Consider the following 22218-nt stretch of genomic DNA (forward strand, 5'->3'; position numbering starts at 1 on the left):
TCAGAAACAATTATTGTTCAATAACTTTTTTTCTTCTCCTGCCTCAAGAGCCTCAAGAGCAATATCCTTCATTCTTGACAAATACTAATTAGACAGTCAGGGTGCTAAACAACTTTGCTCAGACGACTAACGCGATACTGCTTGACTGCCTCTAAGAGTTGGTTATCCCCTGAATTTCGAGATGTCATGACACAACCACTTACATCTACCCTAGCTTTGTAGGCGCTGTTTATACTGCCATCTATCGTACTGTAATCAATGCGAATATCAGCCCACTCCTGGTTCACTTCATCCATTGCTAGTACTTGACCAGCTTTGTGGTAGTTGAGCCAATCCCAACCTTCTTGTGTCCATATTTCCCGCTCTGCAATTTGCTCAAACTTTGATAAACCAGCCCAACCCCGGTAATATTGGTACAGTTCTGAGACAGAACCATGACGCTGGATTAGAGGAGCTAATATTTCTGGTTGCAAATGACCCCAATAATGTCCTGTGGGTAAATCAATTAAAGTGGGAGCAAACTGATGTCCTCCAAAGTGGCTGCATCGCCACACACGCAGTTTTCCACCTGAAGCAGGAGCAAATTCGGAACGTAACTGTTGATAGATGGGATACCCAAACCGACCACAGGCAACATCAACATTCCCATCGGTACAGATCATCAATTCACGAATATGATTGGATTCTTGTCGATACTGCTGCCAATTAGATAACTGCTCAGAAGATGGAAATAAAGTATTAAGTAATGCGATTACAAACGAACCAACCAAATGAGCGGGAATAATAAACTCCTGCTTTTCAAACTCTGCAAAAAGTTTTGCTGGACGGCGGTAATACAGTATGCGAGTATAACCTGGGTGGGAATATTCCTTATCTGGAACAATTAGCTGGGCTTGAATATTTACTCCATACTCTAGCATTAATTGATCAATGAGAGCGATCGCTGACTGTATTGTCGAATTTTCTAGAAAACGTTTTTCACTCCAAGGAAGTCCCATCTCCATTGCGAAAAAATGTTCGCAGGTCGCTGCTGAACCAATGGGGTCTTCGCCATTGGTTTGAGAAATTAGAGAACAAAAATGGCAATTCCTCAAGGAGTCTTGTGTGATCATATTAATTATTCTGTAAATTATTCCAACTACTTAATACTCGCATCATGGTCTGGCACAATGTCCTCTACATTACGCAACATAGGTAAGGTATAGACTGCATACCCAAGTAGTAATAAACATAACGCATTGATTTCGTACAAAAGTGCCATTCCTGCACCTTTACCGGTACCAAAGAAACCTCCAAAAATGGCTGCTAATTTACCTCCAGGTGCAAACGCTGGTTCAAAAATGTAATCAGCTAGTGGACCAGCTATCAAGTATGCTAATGCTGAAGTTGTTAAACCAAATACTCTTCGAGTGGCGAAAACTCGTCCCTGTAAGTTAGGAGCAACTTTCGTCAGCCATAAGGCTGTCTCAGAACTACCTAATAAAGGAAACGATAGAGATGAACAAAATTGAGCAATTACCCAAATCAACGGTATCTGACCTAGACCAAATACAGTTCTGCTCAAACTCACCCCTACAAGTCCGATTACAATTCCTTTAATTCGACGTTGAGGTCCGCCCCAAATACCGATAGCCACCGCACCAAAAACCCCACCGACGCCAGCAGCAGACGTTACATTACTAAATACAGCGCTATTACCACCTGTACGAGCTAAAATCATCGGTTCATATATGGCTGTTCCTAATTGATACATAAACCAAAATAAGGAAGTGGCAACTAATAATCCAGACAATCCTGGCTTTGTCAAGATGTAATTCAAACCAAAAATTACCTGTTGCCAAATTGTCTGATTGTGAGAGTTATCATCTGACTGGGATGGTTGAGGAATATTTACAAACAGTAGGGATGCGATCGCCACAGCAAAAGTCATCGTATCAATTGTGAGTATCCCTACTAAACCCGTGATCGGATAAAGTATTCCCACTAAGGCTGGTGAGAATACAAAGGGGCCGTACTCTACTAAAGAACCTATACTACTTGCACGAGCGTACTGGTGTTTAGGCACCATCATTGCGATCGAACTTGAGTAAGCTAACTCTTGAATTTGTACAAAGCCACCATTGATTAAACCAGTAAGATAAAGATGCCAGATTTGTAAATTCTCTGTGAGATACAGCAGTAAAAGCACAATAGTTAAGATAGCCGCAACACTATCACCTAGCATCATGAGGTACTTCCGGTTAAAGCGGTCTACAATTACTCCTGCAAATGGAGAAACTAGAATGCGAGATAATATGGTAAAGAAACCAACTAAGGCCAGTGCTGTTGCAGAGCCAGTGATTTGCCAAGCCCAGATGGTAATCGCCAAATAGGTCATATAGCTGCCAATATTGGAAACTATCTGACCCATCCAAACAATGATGAATTTACTCACTTATATGGTGGATGAAGGAATTTTGATTCAAAATTTATGGGTTGGATTTTCTAAGTTGATCTGAGTTACACAGAACTAAAAAACGCCAGAAGGCAGTGCAGGTAAATCTTTTAGGTGAATGTCAATCGAGGTTTTTTTGGGCAAATAGGTGTAAGCAGCCAAACCCACGAGCAGATTGACCAAAAAGTTAAACACACTACGACACGCTTGAGTGTTCTATTTGACAACTACCATGAAATGCTATGGATATTGTCATTACCTCTCTCTAATGCATCCTTGATTTACTGCGACGTTCTCCTGTTGTTGCTCTTAACTGTGGCACTTGTTGCCATAAGCTTTCCCATTGATTGCAGAAATCATCGACATCACAGAAGATTTGTGTGATGTCGAGCAAAGCCGGAGACGCTCCGCCTTCGGGCGAGATCCAATGGTAGACATAGCCGATAAGAAAGATTTTTCTGAGATATTTTTAGACTGGCGCGTTTTTTTGTAACTTTTTTACCGATTCTGAATCAATCTTTGCGTAGGCGTAGCCCGCACTTCGGCAAAGCTCAGTGACCACCGCAGGCATCGCAATACCTCCCCAGTTTCTCAAATTCATATCTAGCAAGCTTTTTGCCTTTTTATAACTGTCGAACTCCCGTTAAGTTAGCTGTGTTTATAGCTTACCGACGACTAGGAAATGATTAATTTATTTCCCAAAAACTAATGAACTGCCTGTCAAACTGATAATTCCTATTAACAGTCCTAATATCACACCAATGTCTTGATGTAATTTAATTGAAAGTTGGCGGAATTTCATAATTAATGCTCTCTTAACAGGAGACTTTTTCCAAGTATAAATAAAATATTCTCCTAAAAACTTAAGGGCAAATATTATTTTTTAAACTTGCAGTTTAGAGAAGACTAATACTTATTAAAATTCAACTGAAATTGTCCCTAATACAGTAAAAGGTAGACCGGGAATAACACGATTTCTCACCCCATTAGTGGATTCAATGTAATCGGTATCCAAGAGATTTTTGATGTTGATCCCAGCCCGCCAGTTGTCTCGACGATAAAAAACACTGGCATCTGTACGCACATAACTAGACACTTGAAAGGAGTTATCTAAATCTCCTTGGCGATCGCCAACAAAAAATAATCCTAATCCAAAACCTAATCCTTGTAAATTACCTCTTTGAATTTGATATGTCGTCCAAAAACTTGCTGCATTTCGTGGTGTGCCAAAGAGTTGATTTCCTTCTATTAGAGTGTTATCTTTAGTGACTTTGGCATCGGTGTAAGCATAGGAAGCAATCACATTCAAACCAGGAAGAATTTCTCCAGTTACATCTAATTCAATGCCCTGAGTTCTCTGTTCTCCAATGGCAATGCTAAAGTTGTCATTATCTGGGTCTAGTGTGGGAATATTACTTTTCGTCAAGTAATATGCAGCTAGGTTTGTAGAGAGTTTACTATCAAAAAATTCTCCTCGAATACCTACTTCGTATTGAGTCCCACGTTGTGGTTCTAAGAGGCTGCCACTAGAAGTGCTGCCAGAATTTGGTGCAAATGATTGGCTAAAACTGCCGTAGAGTGATAGGGGTTTGATGGGTTGATAAACAATACCGATACGTGGGGTAAATGCATCAACTTGTTGTCTGTTATCAAAATTGGAGTCTTCTACACCATTTACAATTTCATTACCAAAGTTTTTTTGATCAACAATGTCGTATCGTCCGCCTAATAGCAACTTTACATTATCAGCTAGGGTAATCTGATCTTGTAGGTACACACCCAAAATATCTGTTTTGTAGTTATCAAAAAATTTATCTCCTAGCTCATCCCGCCTCGGTCTGGAAACACCGTAATCAGGATTAAATATGTTAATACTAGGAGCAGAATCCTCGAAATTAGCGTTATCTTGAGTCTCACGGTTGAGATCAACCCCAACTAGAAGTGTGTGTTTGATAGAACCTGTACTAAATTTGCCAATTAAATTTGTTTGCAGACTATAGCTCTTGGTATTAACTCTGTTATCAGTCCATACTCTGCTCAGTTCACCAGTTGTTTCATCCAAGTCTCTAGGTGCTGCTGTAATAACAGCTTCATCCGTATTCGAGAATTGAAACGCACTTCGGAGTGTCAAGTTTTCGCTAAAACGATGTTCTAATTGGTAACTAGTGCTGAAGTCTTTGCTAGTATGTATATCGTCTGGCTGACCCAAAACTCGATCATAGGGAATGTTTGCAACCCCTCTACCGATCGCCACGATCCCCCGATCAAATGGTCGTGTATCATCTAAGTATTGTAAATCTAGGGTTAGGTCAGTGCGATCGCTAATTTTCCAAGACACTACAGGTGAGGTAAAGAAGCGATTAATGCCTTGGTCAAAGTTGCGAAATCCATCGGAGTTTTCATACGCTGCATTAAACCGATAGAGTAAGTTTTTCTCAGAATTTAACGGCCCAGTTAAGTCAATACTCGGTCGTACTAGACCAAAGCTTCCGGCTTCTAGTTCAGCTGAGTAAAGAGGCTCCGCTAGGGGGACCTTCGTTACTAAGTTTACCACTCCTCCAGGTTCCAGCGTGCCAAATAGTACTGAAGCAGGCCCTTTGAGGACTTCTATTCTTTCCAAATTGGCAGTATCTCTGATGATGCTGTTAGTATTACCTCTAAATCCATTGCGGAAAATATTACGCTGCTCAAAACCTCGAATATTAAAGGCATCTCTTGAACCCCCAAAAGTATTGCCTTCTGTAATACCGCTAACGTTACGCAGAGCATCTGTCAGGTTAGTGGATTTTTGGTCTTCTATGACCTGTCGTGGTACTACCTGAATTGATTGCGGAATATCTCGTAAGGGGGTATCGGTTTTAGTAGCAGTTGTAACATTAGTAGCATTGTATCCATCTTGCTCACCTGTCACTACTAGTTCAATTGGCTGATCAGTTGGGGCTGATGGTTGATCTGAAGGGGGTTTACTCGTTGGCGGATTTTCTTCTGGCTGTTGTTGAGTTTCTGGTTGCTGTGCAGAGACCGCAACTTTCGTAAAGGCAAATATTAAGCCTTGATCACTATCAAATAGCTCAACTGTTGGTAAACCTGTTTCACCCCTCACTGTGACTCGGATGGTATTAGCGTCAATATTGATGGCTGTAACTTCAGCAATCCCTTCTACTGGTTTTGGGGAGCTAAATGTATCGCCAGTTGATAGACGCAATTGAGCATTGGGAATATCAGCAATGTATGCATTACCTTCGTTCTTGGTTGAAATTTGCAACTTTTCGCCTTGAGTCGTTTCTAGAAGTACCTCCACACCTTTCTCTGTGGGATTAACTTTGATGCCTGTAACTTGTATGAGTCCTGATGAATCTGTATTGGCTGGTACTGGCGACTGCACTAACATTTGGGCATCGGTGATTAGACGCTTGACCTGACTCAGTTGCACAATTTCTTTGGTCAGTTCATCTGATTGCGTTGCAGTTAACAACCGTAACGCTTGATTAGAAACGGCCTTAGTGTCAGGGGATGGCAACGATTGTTGCACCTGTGTGGCAGTAACCTCTTGAGCATTTACAAGAATTATTGTCAACACAGCAGATGAGCCTGTGAGAAACAGGCTTAAAACTAATTTCTTGAATTTCACTATCTTAAGTTAGGCTCTATCTTACCTTTTTATGCGTGGTTAATCACACATTGGATTTAAAGTTATTGAAATTTATTTGCACTAATTTTGCAAGTTAAATATTAGTTTTCGTACAAAACTTTACAAACTTAATCTGGTGTACGCTCTGAAATATAAGTAATAATTGTTCTTTTTATATAATTAATTTAAGATTTACTATAAAAAATATGTTGCATAAGTCTTATATTTAAAAAAATAGTCAAAAAAGAGTACAATCAATACTTAGAATTTTTGCTAGCAATACCTATTATTACATCTACACGTAACAAATCTAGTGAAAATATATACAACATCACTAAATATTAAGCAAAATTTTGCTAGTGCTAACCATCTCAGAAAAGTAAATCTTCTTGAAATAACGAAAGTTAATGATAAAAAAAATACTGATAATTATTGTTTATAAAATAGCTATTGCAAAGAAGAATTATTCCTGTTAATCTAAGCTTACTGAATCAAAAATTACTTGTAATATAATAGTTAGTAAAATTTGTACTTTATGAGCAAGCTAATTGCTAACTATTCTCTCTAGTTTCTCTGGAGCTAGATTCAAGATTTTTCCCAGTTGAATGAGACTAAAGCGTCAGCAAGACAGTTTGACTCGGCAATAATTCAATGTGCCGGACGCAAAGTTCTATTCAACGCTTTTTGAGTGTGTGCATCCCTTGTCTGAGGCGTAAGATGACTCAACAAATTAACTACTTCAGAGAAGTTATTCAAGACTTTTCAACAGTTGTGGATATTCTGCGTTACAGAAGCTGGATACAGCCAGATACAAAGGCTTTTACATTTTTAGAAGATGGAGAAACTGAAGAACGAACGCTGACTTATCAACAACTAGATCAGCGCAGTAGAGCGATAGCATCACAACTACAAGCAATGGGTATGTCCGGGGAACGAGCCTTATTGGTTTATCCTCCAGGGCTAGATTATCTTACGGCTTTTTTCGGTTGTCTATACGCTGGAGTGGTAGCTGTTCCTGCTTACCCACCCCGCAACCAACGCAACACGCCCAGGATACAAGCTATTGTCTCAGATGCCCAAGCCCAAATTGCCTTAACCACAACAGCAATTTACTCTAAAACCAAATCTTTACTTGCAGAAAAACAAGATAATTTACAGTGGCTAGTTACAGACAACTTAGCCCCAGGTCTAGAAGATACTTGGTGTGAACCTTTGATCAATACAAAAAGCCTAGCCTTTTTGCAATATACATCAGGTTCTACAGGGATACCCAAGGGAGTGATGATCAGTCATGGCAACCTACTACACAATACGACCATGACTTATCAATTCATGAACCATTCACCCGCCAGCAAATTTATCTCGTGGCTACCTATTTACCATGATATGGGACTAATTGGCGGCGTACTACAACCTCTGTATGGTGGTTTTTCTTGCATCCTCATGTCGCCAGCTTCTTTCTTGCAGCGTCCGTACCGTTGGTTAAAAGCAATTTCCCACTATCAAGGCACTACAAGTGGCGCACCCAACTTTGCCTACGATCTGTGTATTCAAAAAATTACACCCGAACAACGCGCTACCCTCGATTTAACCACCTGGGATGTAGCTTTTAGTGGTGCTGAACCAGTCAGGCAAGAGACTTTAGAACGATTTGCAGCCACTTTTGCCGAGTGTGGCTTTCGTCAGGAAGCTTTTTATCCTTGTTATGGCATGGCAGAAGCAACCTTGATGGTTTCGGGTGGCTGCAAGACTGCTTCACCAGATGTTAAAACTATTTTGAAATCTGCACTCTCACAGAATCAGGTGCAGGAAACCACGAGCCAAGAAGATACTCAGACCTTTGTTAGTTGTGGTCAAACTCTGCCCCAACAGCAGATTTTGATTGTCAATCCTGAAACCTTAACCCCTTGTCCAGCAAATGAAGTTGGAGAAATTTGGGTATCTGGGCCGAGTGTAGGACATGGTTATTGGGATCGGGCCTCAGAAACTCAAGAAACTTTTCATGCTTACCTTAAAGATTCTCAGGTTGGACCGTTTTTACGGACTGGCGATTTAGGCTTTTTGGATGATGGACAGCTCTTTATTACTGGTCGGGCTAAAGATTTAATTATTATTCGAGGTCGTAATCTCTATCCACAAGATATAGAGTTAACAGTAGAATCTACTCATCAATCATTACGTTCTGTTAGTGGAGCAGCTTTTGCCGTTGAAGTAGATAATCAAGAACAACTTTGTGTTGTGCAAGAATTAGAATTTCGTGCTAAACCGCATCTAGATGAGGTGATTGCAGCAATTCGCCAAGCTGTAGCTGAGGAACATGAGATCCAAGTTTATGCAGTGGTTCTGATTCAACCGGGTACAATTCCTAAGACCTCTAGTGGTAAAATTCAACGTCGTGCGACAAAAGCAAATTTTCTGGTAGGCAATTTAGATGTAGTCGCTAGCAGTATAAATAAAAATGTTGAGATTGTGAGGCGGGAAACTAAATTGCAGCGCCAAACTCTTTTAACACTTACCCCACAGGAGTCACAACCACTTTTAGAATCATACATTCAGCAACAAGTAGCGCGGGTACTGGCAATAGCTAATGAAGTCAACCCTCAACAGCCATTAAGCGCCTTGGGACTGGATTCTTTAAAAGTTTTTGAGTTGAAAAACCAGATTGAGCTTGACTTGGAAGTAAGTCTATCTATAGTAGATTTCTTTGAAGGCTTGAGTGTGCGATCGCTGTGTGTGAAAATATTGGCTGAACTGACAGCAGAAAATTCTCTACCTTCTGTATCTCTTACCCAAGTCGAGGAAGCTGAAGTTCACCCTCTATCTTTTGCCCAGCAAAGGCTATGGTTTATTCATCAGCTAGCTCCTGAATCTTCTGCACATAACATACCTGTAGCTATTAAATTTCAAGGAAACCTCAACATAGAAGTACTAGCACAAAGCCTGAACGAAATTATCAAACGCCACGAAATATTACGGACAAACTTTTTATTGAGGGAAGGCGAACCCGTTCAGGTGATCCAAAAAGCCATAACATTAAGTTTACCAGTTGCGGATTTGCGGAAATTATCAGTAAGCGATCGCATTGCACATATGCAGTGCCTAAGTACAGAATTAACACAGCAACCCTTTGACTTATCTGGCCAACTACTCTTGCGAGCTAAAGTTGTGCAATTGACCGAACAAGAATATAGATTGCTGCTGATTGTACATCATATTATTGTTGATGGTTGGTCTATGGGAATTCTCATCCGAGAATTGGCTAGCCTGTACGAAGCCTTCTCCACAGGAAAACCGTCACCACTCCCAGAACTGCCTATTCAATATGTAGATTTTGCCTATTGGCAAAAACAGTGGTTACAAGGCAAGCGAATGGCAACCTTATTAACCTATTGGAAGCGGCAACTAGGTAGTCAAGTTCCGACATTAAATTTACCCATAGATCAACCGCGATCGGCTATTCAAACATTCCAAGGAGCTAGTGTTAACTTTGTATTGCCAAAGCAGGTGTCCAAGTCCATCAAAAACTTGAGCCGTGAAGAAGGAGTCACTGTATTCATGACTCTACTAGCAGCTTTACAGACGCTATTACACCGATACACAAATCAGGATGATATTGTAGTTGGCACTGATGTTGCTAACCGCAACCGTAGTGAAATTGAGCCACTAATTGGATTTTTCGTTAACATCCTTGTTTTACGCACCAATTTATCTGGTAATCCTAGCTTTCGGGAACTCTTGGGACGAGTGCGCGAAGTTGCTTTAGGAGCTTACACTCATCAAGATTTACCTTTTCCCGCATTAGTAAAAGCTCTATCTCCAGAACGAAATCTCAGTCAGACACCACTATTTCAAGTGTTGTTCGTTCTGCAAAATCTGCCCATGTTTTCTTTAGAACTTCCAGGGGTTACCTTAACACCTTTAAAAGTTGATATAGAAGGGGCAAAGTTTGATTTAGCCTTATTTATGGAAGAAACAGAACAAGGGCTAGTAGGGACTTGGAACTATAGCATTGATTTATTTAAACCTTCCACCATAACTCTGATGTCAGAACATTTTGAAACATTACTCAATAGTATTGTTACCGAACCTGATACCCAAATTAACTCTTTAGAAATACTTACAGAAACCGAAAAGCAAAATCGCGCTGTAGAACAAAAGCAACGCCAAGAGGCTAAATTTAAAAAATTCAAAACCATTAAACCTAAGACCATCAATTTGCCCACAGGCGAACTAATTAAAACAGGTTATCTCAACATTGAAGAAACCTTACCTTTAGTAGTAGAACCTACCACAAATGATTTAGAATTTCCAGAGTGGCTAAAAACCCATAGAGATTTTATCCAAAATCAATTACTCAAACATGGCGCGATTCTTTTCCGAAATTTTAATTATAATTCATCTGCTGAATTTGAAAAGGTTGCTCAAGCTATTTGGCCAAATTTATTCGGTGAATATGGCGATTTACCACGGGCTACAGTTAATGGTAAAGTTTACGGTTCCACTCCTTACCCAGCAGATAAAGCCATCCTGTTTCACAATGAAAGTTCTCATTTACAAAGTTGGCCGCTAAAAATTTGGTTCTTCTGCTTACAAGCTGCACAACAAGGAGGAGAAACACCAATTGTAGACTGTCGCAAAATTTACCAATTATTAAATCCTAAACTGCGAGAAAGATTTGAGCAAAAACAACTCATGTATGTTCGCAACTTTACTGAAGGTTTAGATGTCAGTTGGCAACAATTCTTTAGAACTACAGATAAAACAGTAGTTGAAAACTGTTGTCGTCAGGGTGGTATTAATTTTGAATGGCTATCAGATCATAGTTTAAGAACTCGCTCTTATCGACAAGCTATCACCCAACATCCACATAACGGTACAATGGTATTTTTCAATCAAATACAATTGCATCACATATCTTATCTAGAAGCAACAGTTCAAGAGTCCTTACTATCTTTATTTGGCGAAGAACAACTTCCACGTAATGTTTATTACGGTGATGGCTCCTCAATTGAAGTATCAGCGACTCAAGAAATTAGCGAACTTTATCAACAAGAAAAGGTGAGTTTTCCTTGGCAGCAAGGAGATATATTAATGTTAGATAATATGTTGATTGCACATGGACGTAATCCCTATATTGGCTCTCGGAAAATCTTAGTAGCAATGGGAGAAATGAATAGATTAACTAACAATTAATATTCCAGAAAATTCTCTTATAGCAATCCGATTTGATTTGTGAACTTACTCGAAAATAATGGATAGAGGTGTAGTGAGTTTTTCAAAAGTCAAATAGGAGTCCTATAGTAGATATACGGTGATAAATCACATCATAAGTATTCTCAATGAATGTGAAAGTTATCCGTGATTCTTACGATGATCACAAATATGTTGGAAATATCCATGTCAAACCCAATTAGTATTGAGGGATTTAAACTTTCTCCTCAACAAAAATATCTTTGGTCTTTACAAAAAGATTCCTGTACTTACTCATCTCAATGTGCCATACTTATTACAGGTGATTTTAATAATGATTTTTTGCAATTTGCTTTACAAAGCATTATTGATAAATATGAAATATTCAGAACAGTATTTCACCATAATCCAGGTTTAAAAGTTCCTATTCAAGTTGTTTTAGATAGTCAAAAATTGCTCTGGTATAAGATTGAATTGACTAATCTATCTAGGAGAGAGCAAGCAACAAAAATCAATGAGATTATTCAGGAAGAAAGATCTAAACTTTTGGAAGAGAAGCAAGCATTACCATTGCATCTGTGCTTCCTAAAATTAGCTTTAGAAAAGCATATTTTGATAATTACATTACCTGCAATTAATGCAGATCAAATAACAATTAATAATATATTTGCAGAAATTTGTTATTATTATAAAGCTTGTTCTCAAAATCAGATAAAGGCTAACTCTGAAGACGAAGTTACCCAATACATTCAATTTTCAGAATGGCAAAATCAATTGATTGAAGATGAAGATGAGTTAGATGGCAAAGAATACTGGCAAAACTTTGGTGTTTCTGCTAATACTACTTTGAAGCTTCCCTATGAGGTTAAGCAGAGTATTTTATCAACTAAATTTGAATTTAAATCTCTTGAATATATAATTAATTTTGATCAGGTTGCCGAAATTAAAGCATTAGTACAGAAATATAATACCTCTACATCTGTATTTTTCTTGGCTTGTTGGCAGATTTTGCTATGGCGGATTATTGGTCAAGCGAATATTATTGTTAGTACTGCTTTTGATGGTCGTCAATATGAGGAGTTAAGGCGCTCGTTCGGTTTATTTGCCAAATATTTACCAATAAAATTACATTTAGAGTCTCATTTAAAATTTTCTGAAATACTTCAGCAAGTTGATGCCGCAGTCATTGAGGCTGATGAATGGCAAGATTATTTTACTTATGAAACGCCATTTGTTCCAGTAGCTTTTGACTTTATAGAATTACCAACAAAATATTCTGTCAATGATGTTTCATTCCAAATTTCTCAGCAATACATCTGTATTGACAGATTTAAACTGAAACTTACTTATACTCATCAAGATGAATCTCTAACTTTAGGACTGCAATATGATGTTAACTGTTTTGTTGAAAGCAATATTAAACTAATTGCCGAACAGTTTTTAACATTATTAGAAAGTATTCTTCAGCATCCAGAAGCCGAAATAAACCAGTTAAATATCCTTAGTAAACGCCAGAGACAACAACTATTATTTGAGTTCAATCAAACTACTACTAACTATCCGCAAGACTTGTGCATACACAAGCTCTTTGAAGCACAGGTAGCGCAGAACCCAGACAAAATTGCAGTTGTATTTGAGGAAGAAGAATTAACTTATTGTGAACTTAATACCCGTGCAAATCAACTAGCTCATTACCTCCAGCGCTTGGGTGTTGAACCCGAAGTGTTAGTAGGGATTTGTGTAGAGCGATCGCTATTGGCAATTATCGGAATTTTAGGTATTCTCAAAGCTGGTGGCGCTTACCTGCCAATCGATCCGAACTTACCAACATCTGCGATCGCTTTTCGTTTAGAGGATGCTCAGATATCGATACTGTTGGCTCAACAACAACGCCATGATCTTTTTGAAGATACAGTACAGGTAGTCTGCCTAGATAGTGATTGGCAAAATATTGCTAACGAGGAAAAGGAAAATCCGACTAGTGCAGTTAAACCTGAGAATTTGGTTTACGCAATTTACACTTCTGGTTCCACAGGTAAGCCTAAAGGCGTTTTAATTGAGCATCAGCAACTCCTGAACTATCAATACAGCATCCAAGACATCTTAAATCTTCCCCCAGGTGCAAGTTTTGCCACTGTCTCTTCTTTATCTACAGACTTGGGTAACACTGCAATTTTCCCCTCTTTATCTAGTGGTGGATGTCTATATATCATCTCTCATGAACGATCTGCCGATCCCCAAGCCTTAGGAGATTACTTGCACCGCCACCCCGTTGATTGCTTAAAAATTGTTCCTTCTCACTTAAGGGCTTTAATGGCATCTGATTTCAGCAAGCAAATTTTACCTCAAAAACGATTGATACTTGGAGGTGAAGCTTCTAGTTGGAATTTGATTGAGCAAATCCAACAAATCAATCCAGAGTGCCAAATTCTCAATCATTACGGGCCTACAGAAGCTACTGTAGGTGTGTTGACTTATTTAGTCGAAAAAGTCCCCACAGTTCCAGAATCGCAAACAGTTCCCATTGGAAAAGCGATCGCTAATAACCGTATATACCTACTTGATGCTTTTGGTCAACCAGTTCCTATTGGTTTACCAGGCGAACTGCACATTGGCGGTGCAGGGTTGGCGCGGGGCTATCTCCATCGCCCAGAATTGACTGCTCAAAAGTTTATTGAACATCCCTTGATTCCTGGAGAACGCCTCTATAAAACGGGAGATTTAGCTCGTTATCTTCCAGACGGTAACATCGAATTTATTGGCAGAATTGACCAACAAGTAAAGATTCACGGTTTCCGCGTTGAATTAGGGGAAATAGAAGCGGCTTTAGCCAAACACCCCGCCATAAGTCAAAGTGTGGTCATCCTCCGGGAGGACGAACCAGGCAATAAACGTCTAGTAGCTTATCTAGTACCTCAATATAATTTAATTCTGACAAATAGCCAGTTACGCGGATTTTTACTGGAATTGCTACCTGAGTATATGGTGCCTTCCATCTTTGTACAATTAAAAGCTTTGCCATTGACAGCCAATGGCAAGGTGAATCGCCAAATGCTATTGACATTTGACACATCCAAACCCGATTTGGCAGCAGCTTATGTAGCACCACAAAATTCTATTGAGGAAATACTAGCGAAGATTTGGGCTACAGTCCTCAAAGTTGAACAGGTAGGCATTTACGATAACTTCTTTGAATTGGGGGGTGATTCTATCCTCTCCATTCAGATTATTGCTAAAGCCCATCAAGCAGGTGTACATCTTTCCCCTAAGCAGTTATTTGTAAATCAGACAATTGCTGAATTGGCAATGGTAGCCAGTACTGGTCAAGTTATTACAGCCGAACAAGGTACGATAGTTGGGCCGATGCCGCTCACACCTATCCAGCATTGGTTTTTTGAACAGCATTTACCATTACCACACCATTGGAACCAAGCTGTTTTACTAGAAACACGGCAGTCACTGAATCCAGTGCTATTGCAACAAGCATTGCAGAAATTATTAGTACACCACGATGCACTACGACTACGTTTTGTCAGAACAGAATCCGGTTGGCAACAAATTAATGGTGATTTTGAGCAGGTAGTGCCATTTACAAACCTAGATTTACAGCAATTATCAGAATTAGAGCAAACCATCGCGATGGCTGCAACAGCGACGCAATTGCAGCAAAGTCTGAATTTAGAGCAAGGAGATTTGCTGCGAGTGGCGCTGTTTGACACCGGGGTGACAAAACCAAACCGTTTATTGATAGTTATTCATCATTTAGCGGTAGATGGGGTTTCTTGGCGGATTTTGCTAGAAGATTTACAAACAGTCTACGAACAACTAACAAGAGGTGAAACTATCCAACTACCGCGTAAAACTACTTCTTTCAAAGATTGGGCTGAACGATTAGAAGAGTATGCCCACACAGCAGTAATTGAGCAAGAACTCGACTACTGGATGACTCAAATCAAAAAACCGTTTTCTCATCTACCAGTTGACTATGCTAATGGGGCCAACACCGTAGCATCAGAGTGTACCGTATCCGTGTATCTCAGCGCCGAAGAAACCCAAGCATTATTACAAGAAGTGCCAGCAACTTATCGGACACAAATTAATGATGTGTTGCTGACAGCATTAATCCAAAGTTTTACCCAGTGGATGACAGAATCAAAAGCGAATTTATCTGACAAGCCATCGCTGCTAGTAGAATTAGAAGGTCATGGAAGAGAAGAACTCTTTGCTGATGTAGATTTATCCCGCACCGTCGGCTGGTTTACTACCCATTTTCCGGTGTTACTAGAGTTGACAGCAGATGCTGCTGTTGAAGAGATATTAAAGGCAATCAAAGAACAGCTACGTTTAATTCCGCAACGGGGTATCGGCTATGGTGTATTGCGTTATCTAAGTAGTCATGGGGAAATACTAAATACTTTCTTTCAACCTGAGGTGAAATTCAACTATTTAGGTCAGTTTAACCAAGTGCTTTCGGAGTCTTCTGTGTGGAAATTGGCTGTAGAGTCTAGTGGCATAGCCCGTAGCCCACAAGGATTGAGGGGTAATTTGCTAGATATTAATGCAATGGTAGTTGCAGATAAACTGCGATTAGATTGGATGTACAGCCAGAATATTCACGATCGTACCACGGTTGAGAGATTAGCAGAGAATTTTATAGTAGCATTGCGATCGCTCATTACCCATTGTCAGTCTCAAGACGCAGGTGGATACACACCTTCTGACTTCCCACAAATGCAGCTCAGTTCACAAGAGCTAGATGAACTCTTAACAGAACTATAGTGAGTTTTAAGATGAATAAAACAAAAAATATTGAAGATATTTATCCTCTTTCGCCAACGCAGCAAGGCGTACTCTTTCATACTCTTTATGCATCCAATTCAGGAGTCTACGTTACCCAGATTCACTGCGCCTTAAGTGGTTCACTGAATGTCCCTGCATTCAAACAGGTTTGGCAGCAGGTAGTAAATCGACATCCAGTTTTACGTACTTCTTTTCATTGGGAACAGCGCAAAGACCCATTTCAGGTAGTTTATCGGCATACAGACTTGCCTTGGGAACAGCACGATTGGCGGGGAATAGAACTGACTCGACAGCAAATAATGCTGGAAACTTTTCTTCAAGAAGATTTTCAGCGAGGTTTAGATATTGCTAAACCACCACTAATGCGTCTGAGTCTGATTCAACTAGCTGAAAACTCTTACCAATTCGTTTGGAGTAAACACCATTTAATTCTAGATGGATGGTCTACAGCTTTAGTTTTTCAAGAAGTTTTTGATGCTTATGAAGCACTGCATCAAGGTAAAAATTTACCGTTATTAGCCAGCCGTGCTTATGGAAAGTACATCGCTTGGTTACAACAACGGGAGCTTTCGCAGGCAGAAACTTTCTGGAAACAAACACTGAAAAACTTTACAGCCCCGACTCCTTTAGTGGCAACCTGGAGTAGCGAGTGCTTGTCTGCACAATCTCAACAACAAGAAAGTTATGGTCATCAACAAACCCAGTTATCGATAGAGGTGACAACAGCATTACAGGCTTTTGCCAAGCAACATCGGCTCACCCTAAATACTCTGATGCAGGGGGCTTGGGCTATTTTGCTGAGTTATTACAGTGGTGAGCAAGATGTAATTTTTGGCTCAGTTGTCTCCGGTCGGCCGCCAGACTTGACAGGGGTAGAGTCTATGGTGGGGTTATTTATCAATACCCTGCCAATGCGAGTAGAGGTTGCAGCACAAGCCTCTCTGATATCTTGGTTAAAACAACTACAAACACAACAAATAGAACTCCGCCAGTATGAGTACAGTCCATTAGTACAAGTACAAAACTGGAGTGAAATTCCCAGAGGAATGTCTTTATTTGAGAGCATCATCATCTTTGAAAATTATCCGGTAGATTATTCTTTACAAACTTCAGATCGCAGTCTTAGAATCGGTCAGATTTGCCACTCATATCAGCCAGCATATCCGTTAGAAATTGAAGTAATAGTCAAGCCAAACCAAGGTCTATCAATAGCAATTGACTATGATTATCGCTGTTTTGCACAAAGCACTATCAATAAGATACTAGGACATTTGCAAAACTTGCTAGCAGAGATGATTATTCATTCTGATCAGAGTCTAGCAAAATTTAAAATTATTACAGCATCAGAACAACACCACTTATTGGTAGAATTTAATTATAAGATTAACGAACATCCGATAGAAAAGACAATTCATCAGTTGTTTACTGAGCAGGTAAATAAAACCCCAAAGAATATTGCTGTAGTTTGTGGCGACTCATATCTCACATATCAAGAATTAAACGAAAAATCCAATCAACTTGCTACTTTTTTGCGAGAGGAATTAGCAGTTAAATATGGAGAATTTATTGCTATTTACAAAGAGCGCGACACCAATTTTTTGATAGCAATCCTCGCTATCCTAAAAGCTGGAGGAGCTTATCTACCAATTGATAATAACTATCCACAAGAGCGGATTAGATATATGTTATCTAATAGTGAAGTACGGATTTTGCTAACAGAATCATCACTTGTGTCAAGCTGGCTTGATGTTAAAGAACATTGTACTTATTTGCAGAATATTATTTGTTTAGATGTTGTTGATAATATAAAATTAACTCAAGTAAATATCTATCATCAACAAGATTACTCTGAATTAACAACACAAAATTTAGATTTTATTAATCAAAGCACTTCTCCAGCTTACATGATCTATACCTCAGGCTCAACTGGATTACCCAAGGGTGCAATTGTCAGACATGATGGGGCAATTAATCATATTTATGCTCAATATGATGAGTTAGAATTAACTGAAGATTTTTGTTTTCTACAAAATGCTCCTTCTTCAACAGATATTTCTGTTTGGCAATTTTTAGCTCCACTTTTAATTGGGGGTAAAACTGTCATAGTAGATATTGAAGATGGCGCTGTGCCAAACAAATTATTTAAAGTTCTTAAAGAAAAAGCAATTACAGTTGTTGAATTAGTACCAACAATATTTGGTGGATTGCTAGATTATATTTCCCAACTATCGCCTGATAAGAGATTATTACCGGAATTGAAATGGATGATGGTTGTTGGAGAACCAGTATCAGTCAAACGAGTCAATCAGTGGCTAAAGTTATATCCAGAAATTAAAGTAGCTGATGCTTATGGCCCAACCGAAGCTGCCGATGATATCACCCAATTTATTATTGAGCAGCCCTTACCAGAAAATCAACAAACAGTACCAATAGGTAAACCTTTAGCGAACTTAAATATTTACATTCTTGACCGTCAAATGCGACTGTTACCAGTAGGAGTACCTGGAGAAATTTGTGTCTCAGGAATTGGTGTGGGTGCAGGCTATTGGAAAAATCCAGAGAAAACTAAGAATAGCTTTGTTCCCAACCCATTTACTAGTAATAAAAAACCTTTACCAGAAAATCGTCAAGATTTAATCTACAAAACCGGGGATTTAGGAAGATGGCTAGCAGACGGCAATATTGAATTTTTAGGACGTATTGACCATCAGGTGAAAATTCGTGGTTTTCGTGTGGAACTGGGTGAAATAGAGGCTTTATTAAGTCAGCATTCGGCTGTGCGAGAGACTGTAGTTGTGGTCAGGGAAGATAAGTTGAATTACAAGCGTTTAGTAGCTTATGTTGTGCCAATTACTAAACACCAGGATTTGACTGATAATCCCGACATACAATCTTCTGAATTAGGTTCACAATTGCGTGACTTTCTCAAACCAAAGCTACCAGACCATATGCTACCTTCGGCTGTTGTGGTTTTGGAGTCGCTACCTCTGACACCCAATGGTAAGGTAGATAGACCTGCGTTACCTGCTCCAGACCAAACACGACCGGAGTTAGAAGAAACGTTTGTGGCCCCGCGCACGGCAGTTGAGGATACCCTAGCGAAAGTCTGGGCTGAGGTTTTAGGTATAGAGCGGGTAGGTATTCATGACAATTTCTTTAAATTGGGTGGAGATTCTATTGTCAGTATTCAGATTATTGCCAAGGCTCACCAAGCTGGATTGAATCTGACTCCTAAGCAAATCTTTCAGCACCAAACAATTGCTGAATTGGCTATGGTAGCTGATACAAATCAGTCTATTCAGGCAGAGCAAGGACTAGTGACTGGTGTCGTATATCTAACACCAATTCAGCATGACTTCTTTGCACAGAATTTACTTGATAAACATCACTGGAACCAGTCGATTTTACTGGAAGTGCGACAAACACTAGACCCGAATCTACTAGAGCGGGCATTATTGCAATTGTTGGTACATCACGATGCTTTGCGCTTGCGGTTTGAGCAAACGGCATCTGGTTGGCAACAAATGATTGTTAAACCTGATGAGCAAGTACGTTTTTCGTACCTAGATTTGTCGAGAGTACCGCCACAGGAGCAAGAATCTGTCTTGGAGGCAACTGCTACCAAAATACAAGCCAGCTTAAACTTATCGCTAGGTTCTATGGTGCGAATGGCTTTGTTTAATTCAGGCAAAGATAAAACTAGCCGCTTGTTGATAGTGATTCATCACCTGGCAGTTGATGGCGTTTCCTGGCGAATTTTAGTTGAGGATTTACAAACAATTTATCAGCAGCTAGAGCGAAGGGAAGCGATCGCTTTACCAGCCAAAACAACTTCTTTCCAACAGTGGTCAAAATTGCTACAAGAATACGCCAATTCAGTACAAGTGCAGCAGGAGTTGGATTATTGGTTGATATTATCCCAGAGGCAACTGAAGAAATTGCCTGTAGATCAAGAGGGTTTGAACACTGAGGCTTCAGTTCGCACTGTGGTAGTCAGCTTGGGTACAGCAGAAACCAAAGTTTTACTCCAAGAAGTGCCAGCTGTGTATCACACCCAAATTAACGATGTTTTACTGACGGCATTAGTACAGGCGTTTGCCCAGTGGACAGGAGAGCGATCGCTTTTAATTAACTTGGAGGGTCACGGACGGGAGGAAATTTTTGCTGATGTTAATGTGTCGCGGACTGTGGGCTGGTTTACAACTATGTTTCCGGTGCTTTTAGATTTGAGAACTAGTGATAATCCTGGAGAAGCTTTAAAAGCCATCAAAGAGCAATTACGGTGTATTCCTGATCGCGGGATTGGCTATGGTATGCTGCGCTATCTCAGCACTAATGCCGAAAAAGTCGAGTTAATGCGATCGCTCCCGCAAGCTGAGGTGGTTTTTAATTATTTGGGTCAGTTTGACCAAGCATTTTCTGAATCATCTATTTTTAACTTGGCTTTTACCTCTAAGGGGCTAGAACGCAGCCAATGCAATACCCGTAGTGAGCTGCTAGTTATAGATGGTTTGGTCGTCAATGGGGAATTACAATTACATTGGAAATACAGTCAAGCAGTGCATCACCAAGGCACAATTGAGAAACTGGCTCAGATGTTTACTAGAGAGTTGCGATCGCTCATTGCCTATTGTCAATCTCCCGCAGCAGGCGGCTATACTCCTTCAGATTTTCCCTTGGCAAAGCTGGAACAGTCAACGTTAGACAAACTCCTTGGCAAACAGCGCTTAATCGAAGATGTCTATCCCCTCTCACCCATTCAACAGGGTATTTTGTTTCATACGCTTTATACTCCAGAATTGGCGATGTATTTTGAGCAGTTTTGTTGTATTTTACATGGTCAGCTAAATATCTCTGCGTTGAGGTCAGCTTGGCAACAAGTTATAGATCGGCATCCAGTATTACGTAGCGCTTTTTATTGGGAATTTCTTGACCACCCATTGCAAGTAGTGCATCAACAGGTAGAAATCCCTTGGTATCAAGAGGATTGGCAAAGCTTATCTCCAGATGAGCGTCAAGAATATCTTAAGGCATTTTTAGATAGCGATCGTCAATCCAACTTCATACTTTCCCAAGCCCCTCTGATGCGGATCACACTCATTCAAATGGGCGAAGAAGAGTATCAGTTTATTTGGAGTCATCATCATTTATTAATAGATGGATGGTCAATCCCTTTAATCTTGCAAGAAGTTTTTCAGATATATCAAAGATTAAAACAAGGACAAAAATTATCTCTAGAATTGCGCCGCACCTATTCTGAATATATCACTTGGTTACAACAGCAAGATATTACTCAAGCTGAAAAGTTTTGGCGGCATACGCTCCAGGGATTGACTGCTCCTACAACACTTTTAGGGGGAGAAATCAGCCAAAAGCAATCTTATCTTCAAGATAAAAAATATCAGCAGCAAGAAATCATCATTTCAGCAGCAATATTAACTGGAATTCAAACTATAGCTCGCCAAAATCAATTGACCCTCAACACTCTGCTCCAAGGAGCTTGGGCAATTTTGTTGAGCTATTACAGCAGCGAACAAGATGTTATTTTTGGAGCTACAGTATCGGGTCGTCCACCAACACTCGTTGGAGCCAATGCAATGATCGGGGTATTTATTAACACGTTACCAATGCGAGTGCTAGTACTACCAGATTCATCTATTTTGCCTTGGTTGAAAGATATCCAAGAGCAGCAAGTTACAGCACGTCAGTATGAACATAGTCCACTTGTAAAAGTACACCAATGGAGCGATATCTCATCAGATTTAGCTATGTTTGAAAGTATTCTTGTTTTTCAAAATTATCCAATAGATGATTCTTTACTTGAGGGGAGAGCTAACTTAAGAGCGAGTGATGTTTTAACAGTGAGCATGAACAATTATCCTCTGACATTAAGAGTTACACCTACTTTAGAATTGTCTTTAGAAGTTCTGTACAATTCTTACTATTTTGATTCTCTGATAATTACTCGTATACTCAAAGATTTGCAAGCCATTCTGTCTGCGGTAAGTAAACATCCTGATATCAAAATAAAGCATTTGATAGCAATCTTGGATGAGGTACAAAAACAACATAAAATGCTTAAAAATCAGGATTTTCAAGCATCACGTCGCCAAAAATTAGGTAAAGTTGGTCGTCAAACAATTACTGGTGTTAGTTAGTAATC

The 22218-nt window shown here is 39.7% G+C and carries 6 protein-coding genes and 1 pseudogene; 3 read left to right on the forward strand and 4 right to left on the reverse strand.

The features are described 5' to 3' along the window. Positions 1–104: 104 nt before the first annotated feature. From V7K85_RS11450 to V7K85_RS11460, 4 genes and pseudogenes are all read right to left on the reverse strand, one after another. On the reverse strand, positions 105–1112 hold the full coding sequence (locus V7K85_RS11450; RefSeq protein ID WP_334813656.1) for a sucrase ferredoxin: 1008 nt from the start codon (positions 1110–1112) through the stop codon (positions 105–107). Positions 1113–1138: 26 nt separating this feature from the next. Further along, positions 1139–2434, reverse strand: coding sequence for an MFS transporter (locus V7K85_RS11455; RefSeq protein ID WP_334813658.1), 1296 nt, complete (start codon positions 2432–2434; stop codon positions 1139–1141). A gap of 268 nt (positions 2435–2702) precedes the next feature. Beyond that, positions 2703–2828 (reverse strand): annotated as a pseudogene (locus V7K85_RS36475) (IS982 family transposase); the annotation flags it as partial. A gap of 522 nt (positions 2829–3350) precedes the next feature. Next, positions 3351–6065 (reverse strand): TonB-dependent siderophore receptor, encoded by a 2715-nt coding sequence (locus V7K85_RS11460; protein WP_334813660.1) that lies wholly within the window; start codon positions 6063–6065, stop codon positions 3351–3353. Positions 6066–6782: 717 nt separating this feature from the next. On the opposite strand from V7K85_RS11460, the gene V7K85_RS11465 reads away from it, so the two are divergent. From V7K85_RS11465 to V7K85_RS11475, 3 genes are all read left to right on the forward strand, one after another. Beyond that, positions 6783–11258: a condensation domain-containing protein gene (locus V7K85_RS11465; RefSeq protein WP_334813662.1), complete on the forward strand. Its 4476-nt coding sequence runs from the start codon at positions 6783–6785 to the stop codon at positions 11256–11258. A 204-nt stretch (positions 11259–11462) separates the two neighbouring features. Then, positions 11463–16034, forward strand: a complete 4572-nt coding sequence (locus V7K85_RS11470; protein ID WP_334813664.1) for an amino acid adenylation domain-containing protein — start codon at positions 11463–11465, stop codon at positions 16032–16034. A gap of 11 nt (positions 16035–16045) precedes the next feature. Continuing rightward, positions 16046–22213, forward strand: a complete 6168-nt coding sequence (locus V7K85_RS11475) for an amino acid adenylation domain-containing protein (RefSeq protein ID WP_334813666.1) — start codon at positions 16046–16048, stop codon at positions 22211–22213. Positions 22214–22218: the final 5 nt, after the last annotated feature.

Source organism: Nostoc sp. (genome assembly GCF_036917615.1).
GTDB lineage: Bacteria > Cyanobacteriota > Cyanobacteriia > Cyanobacteriales > Nostocaceae > Nostoc.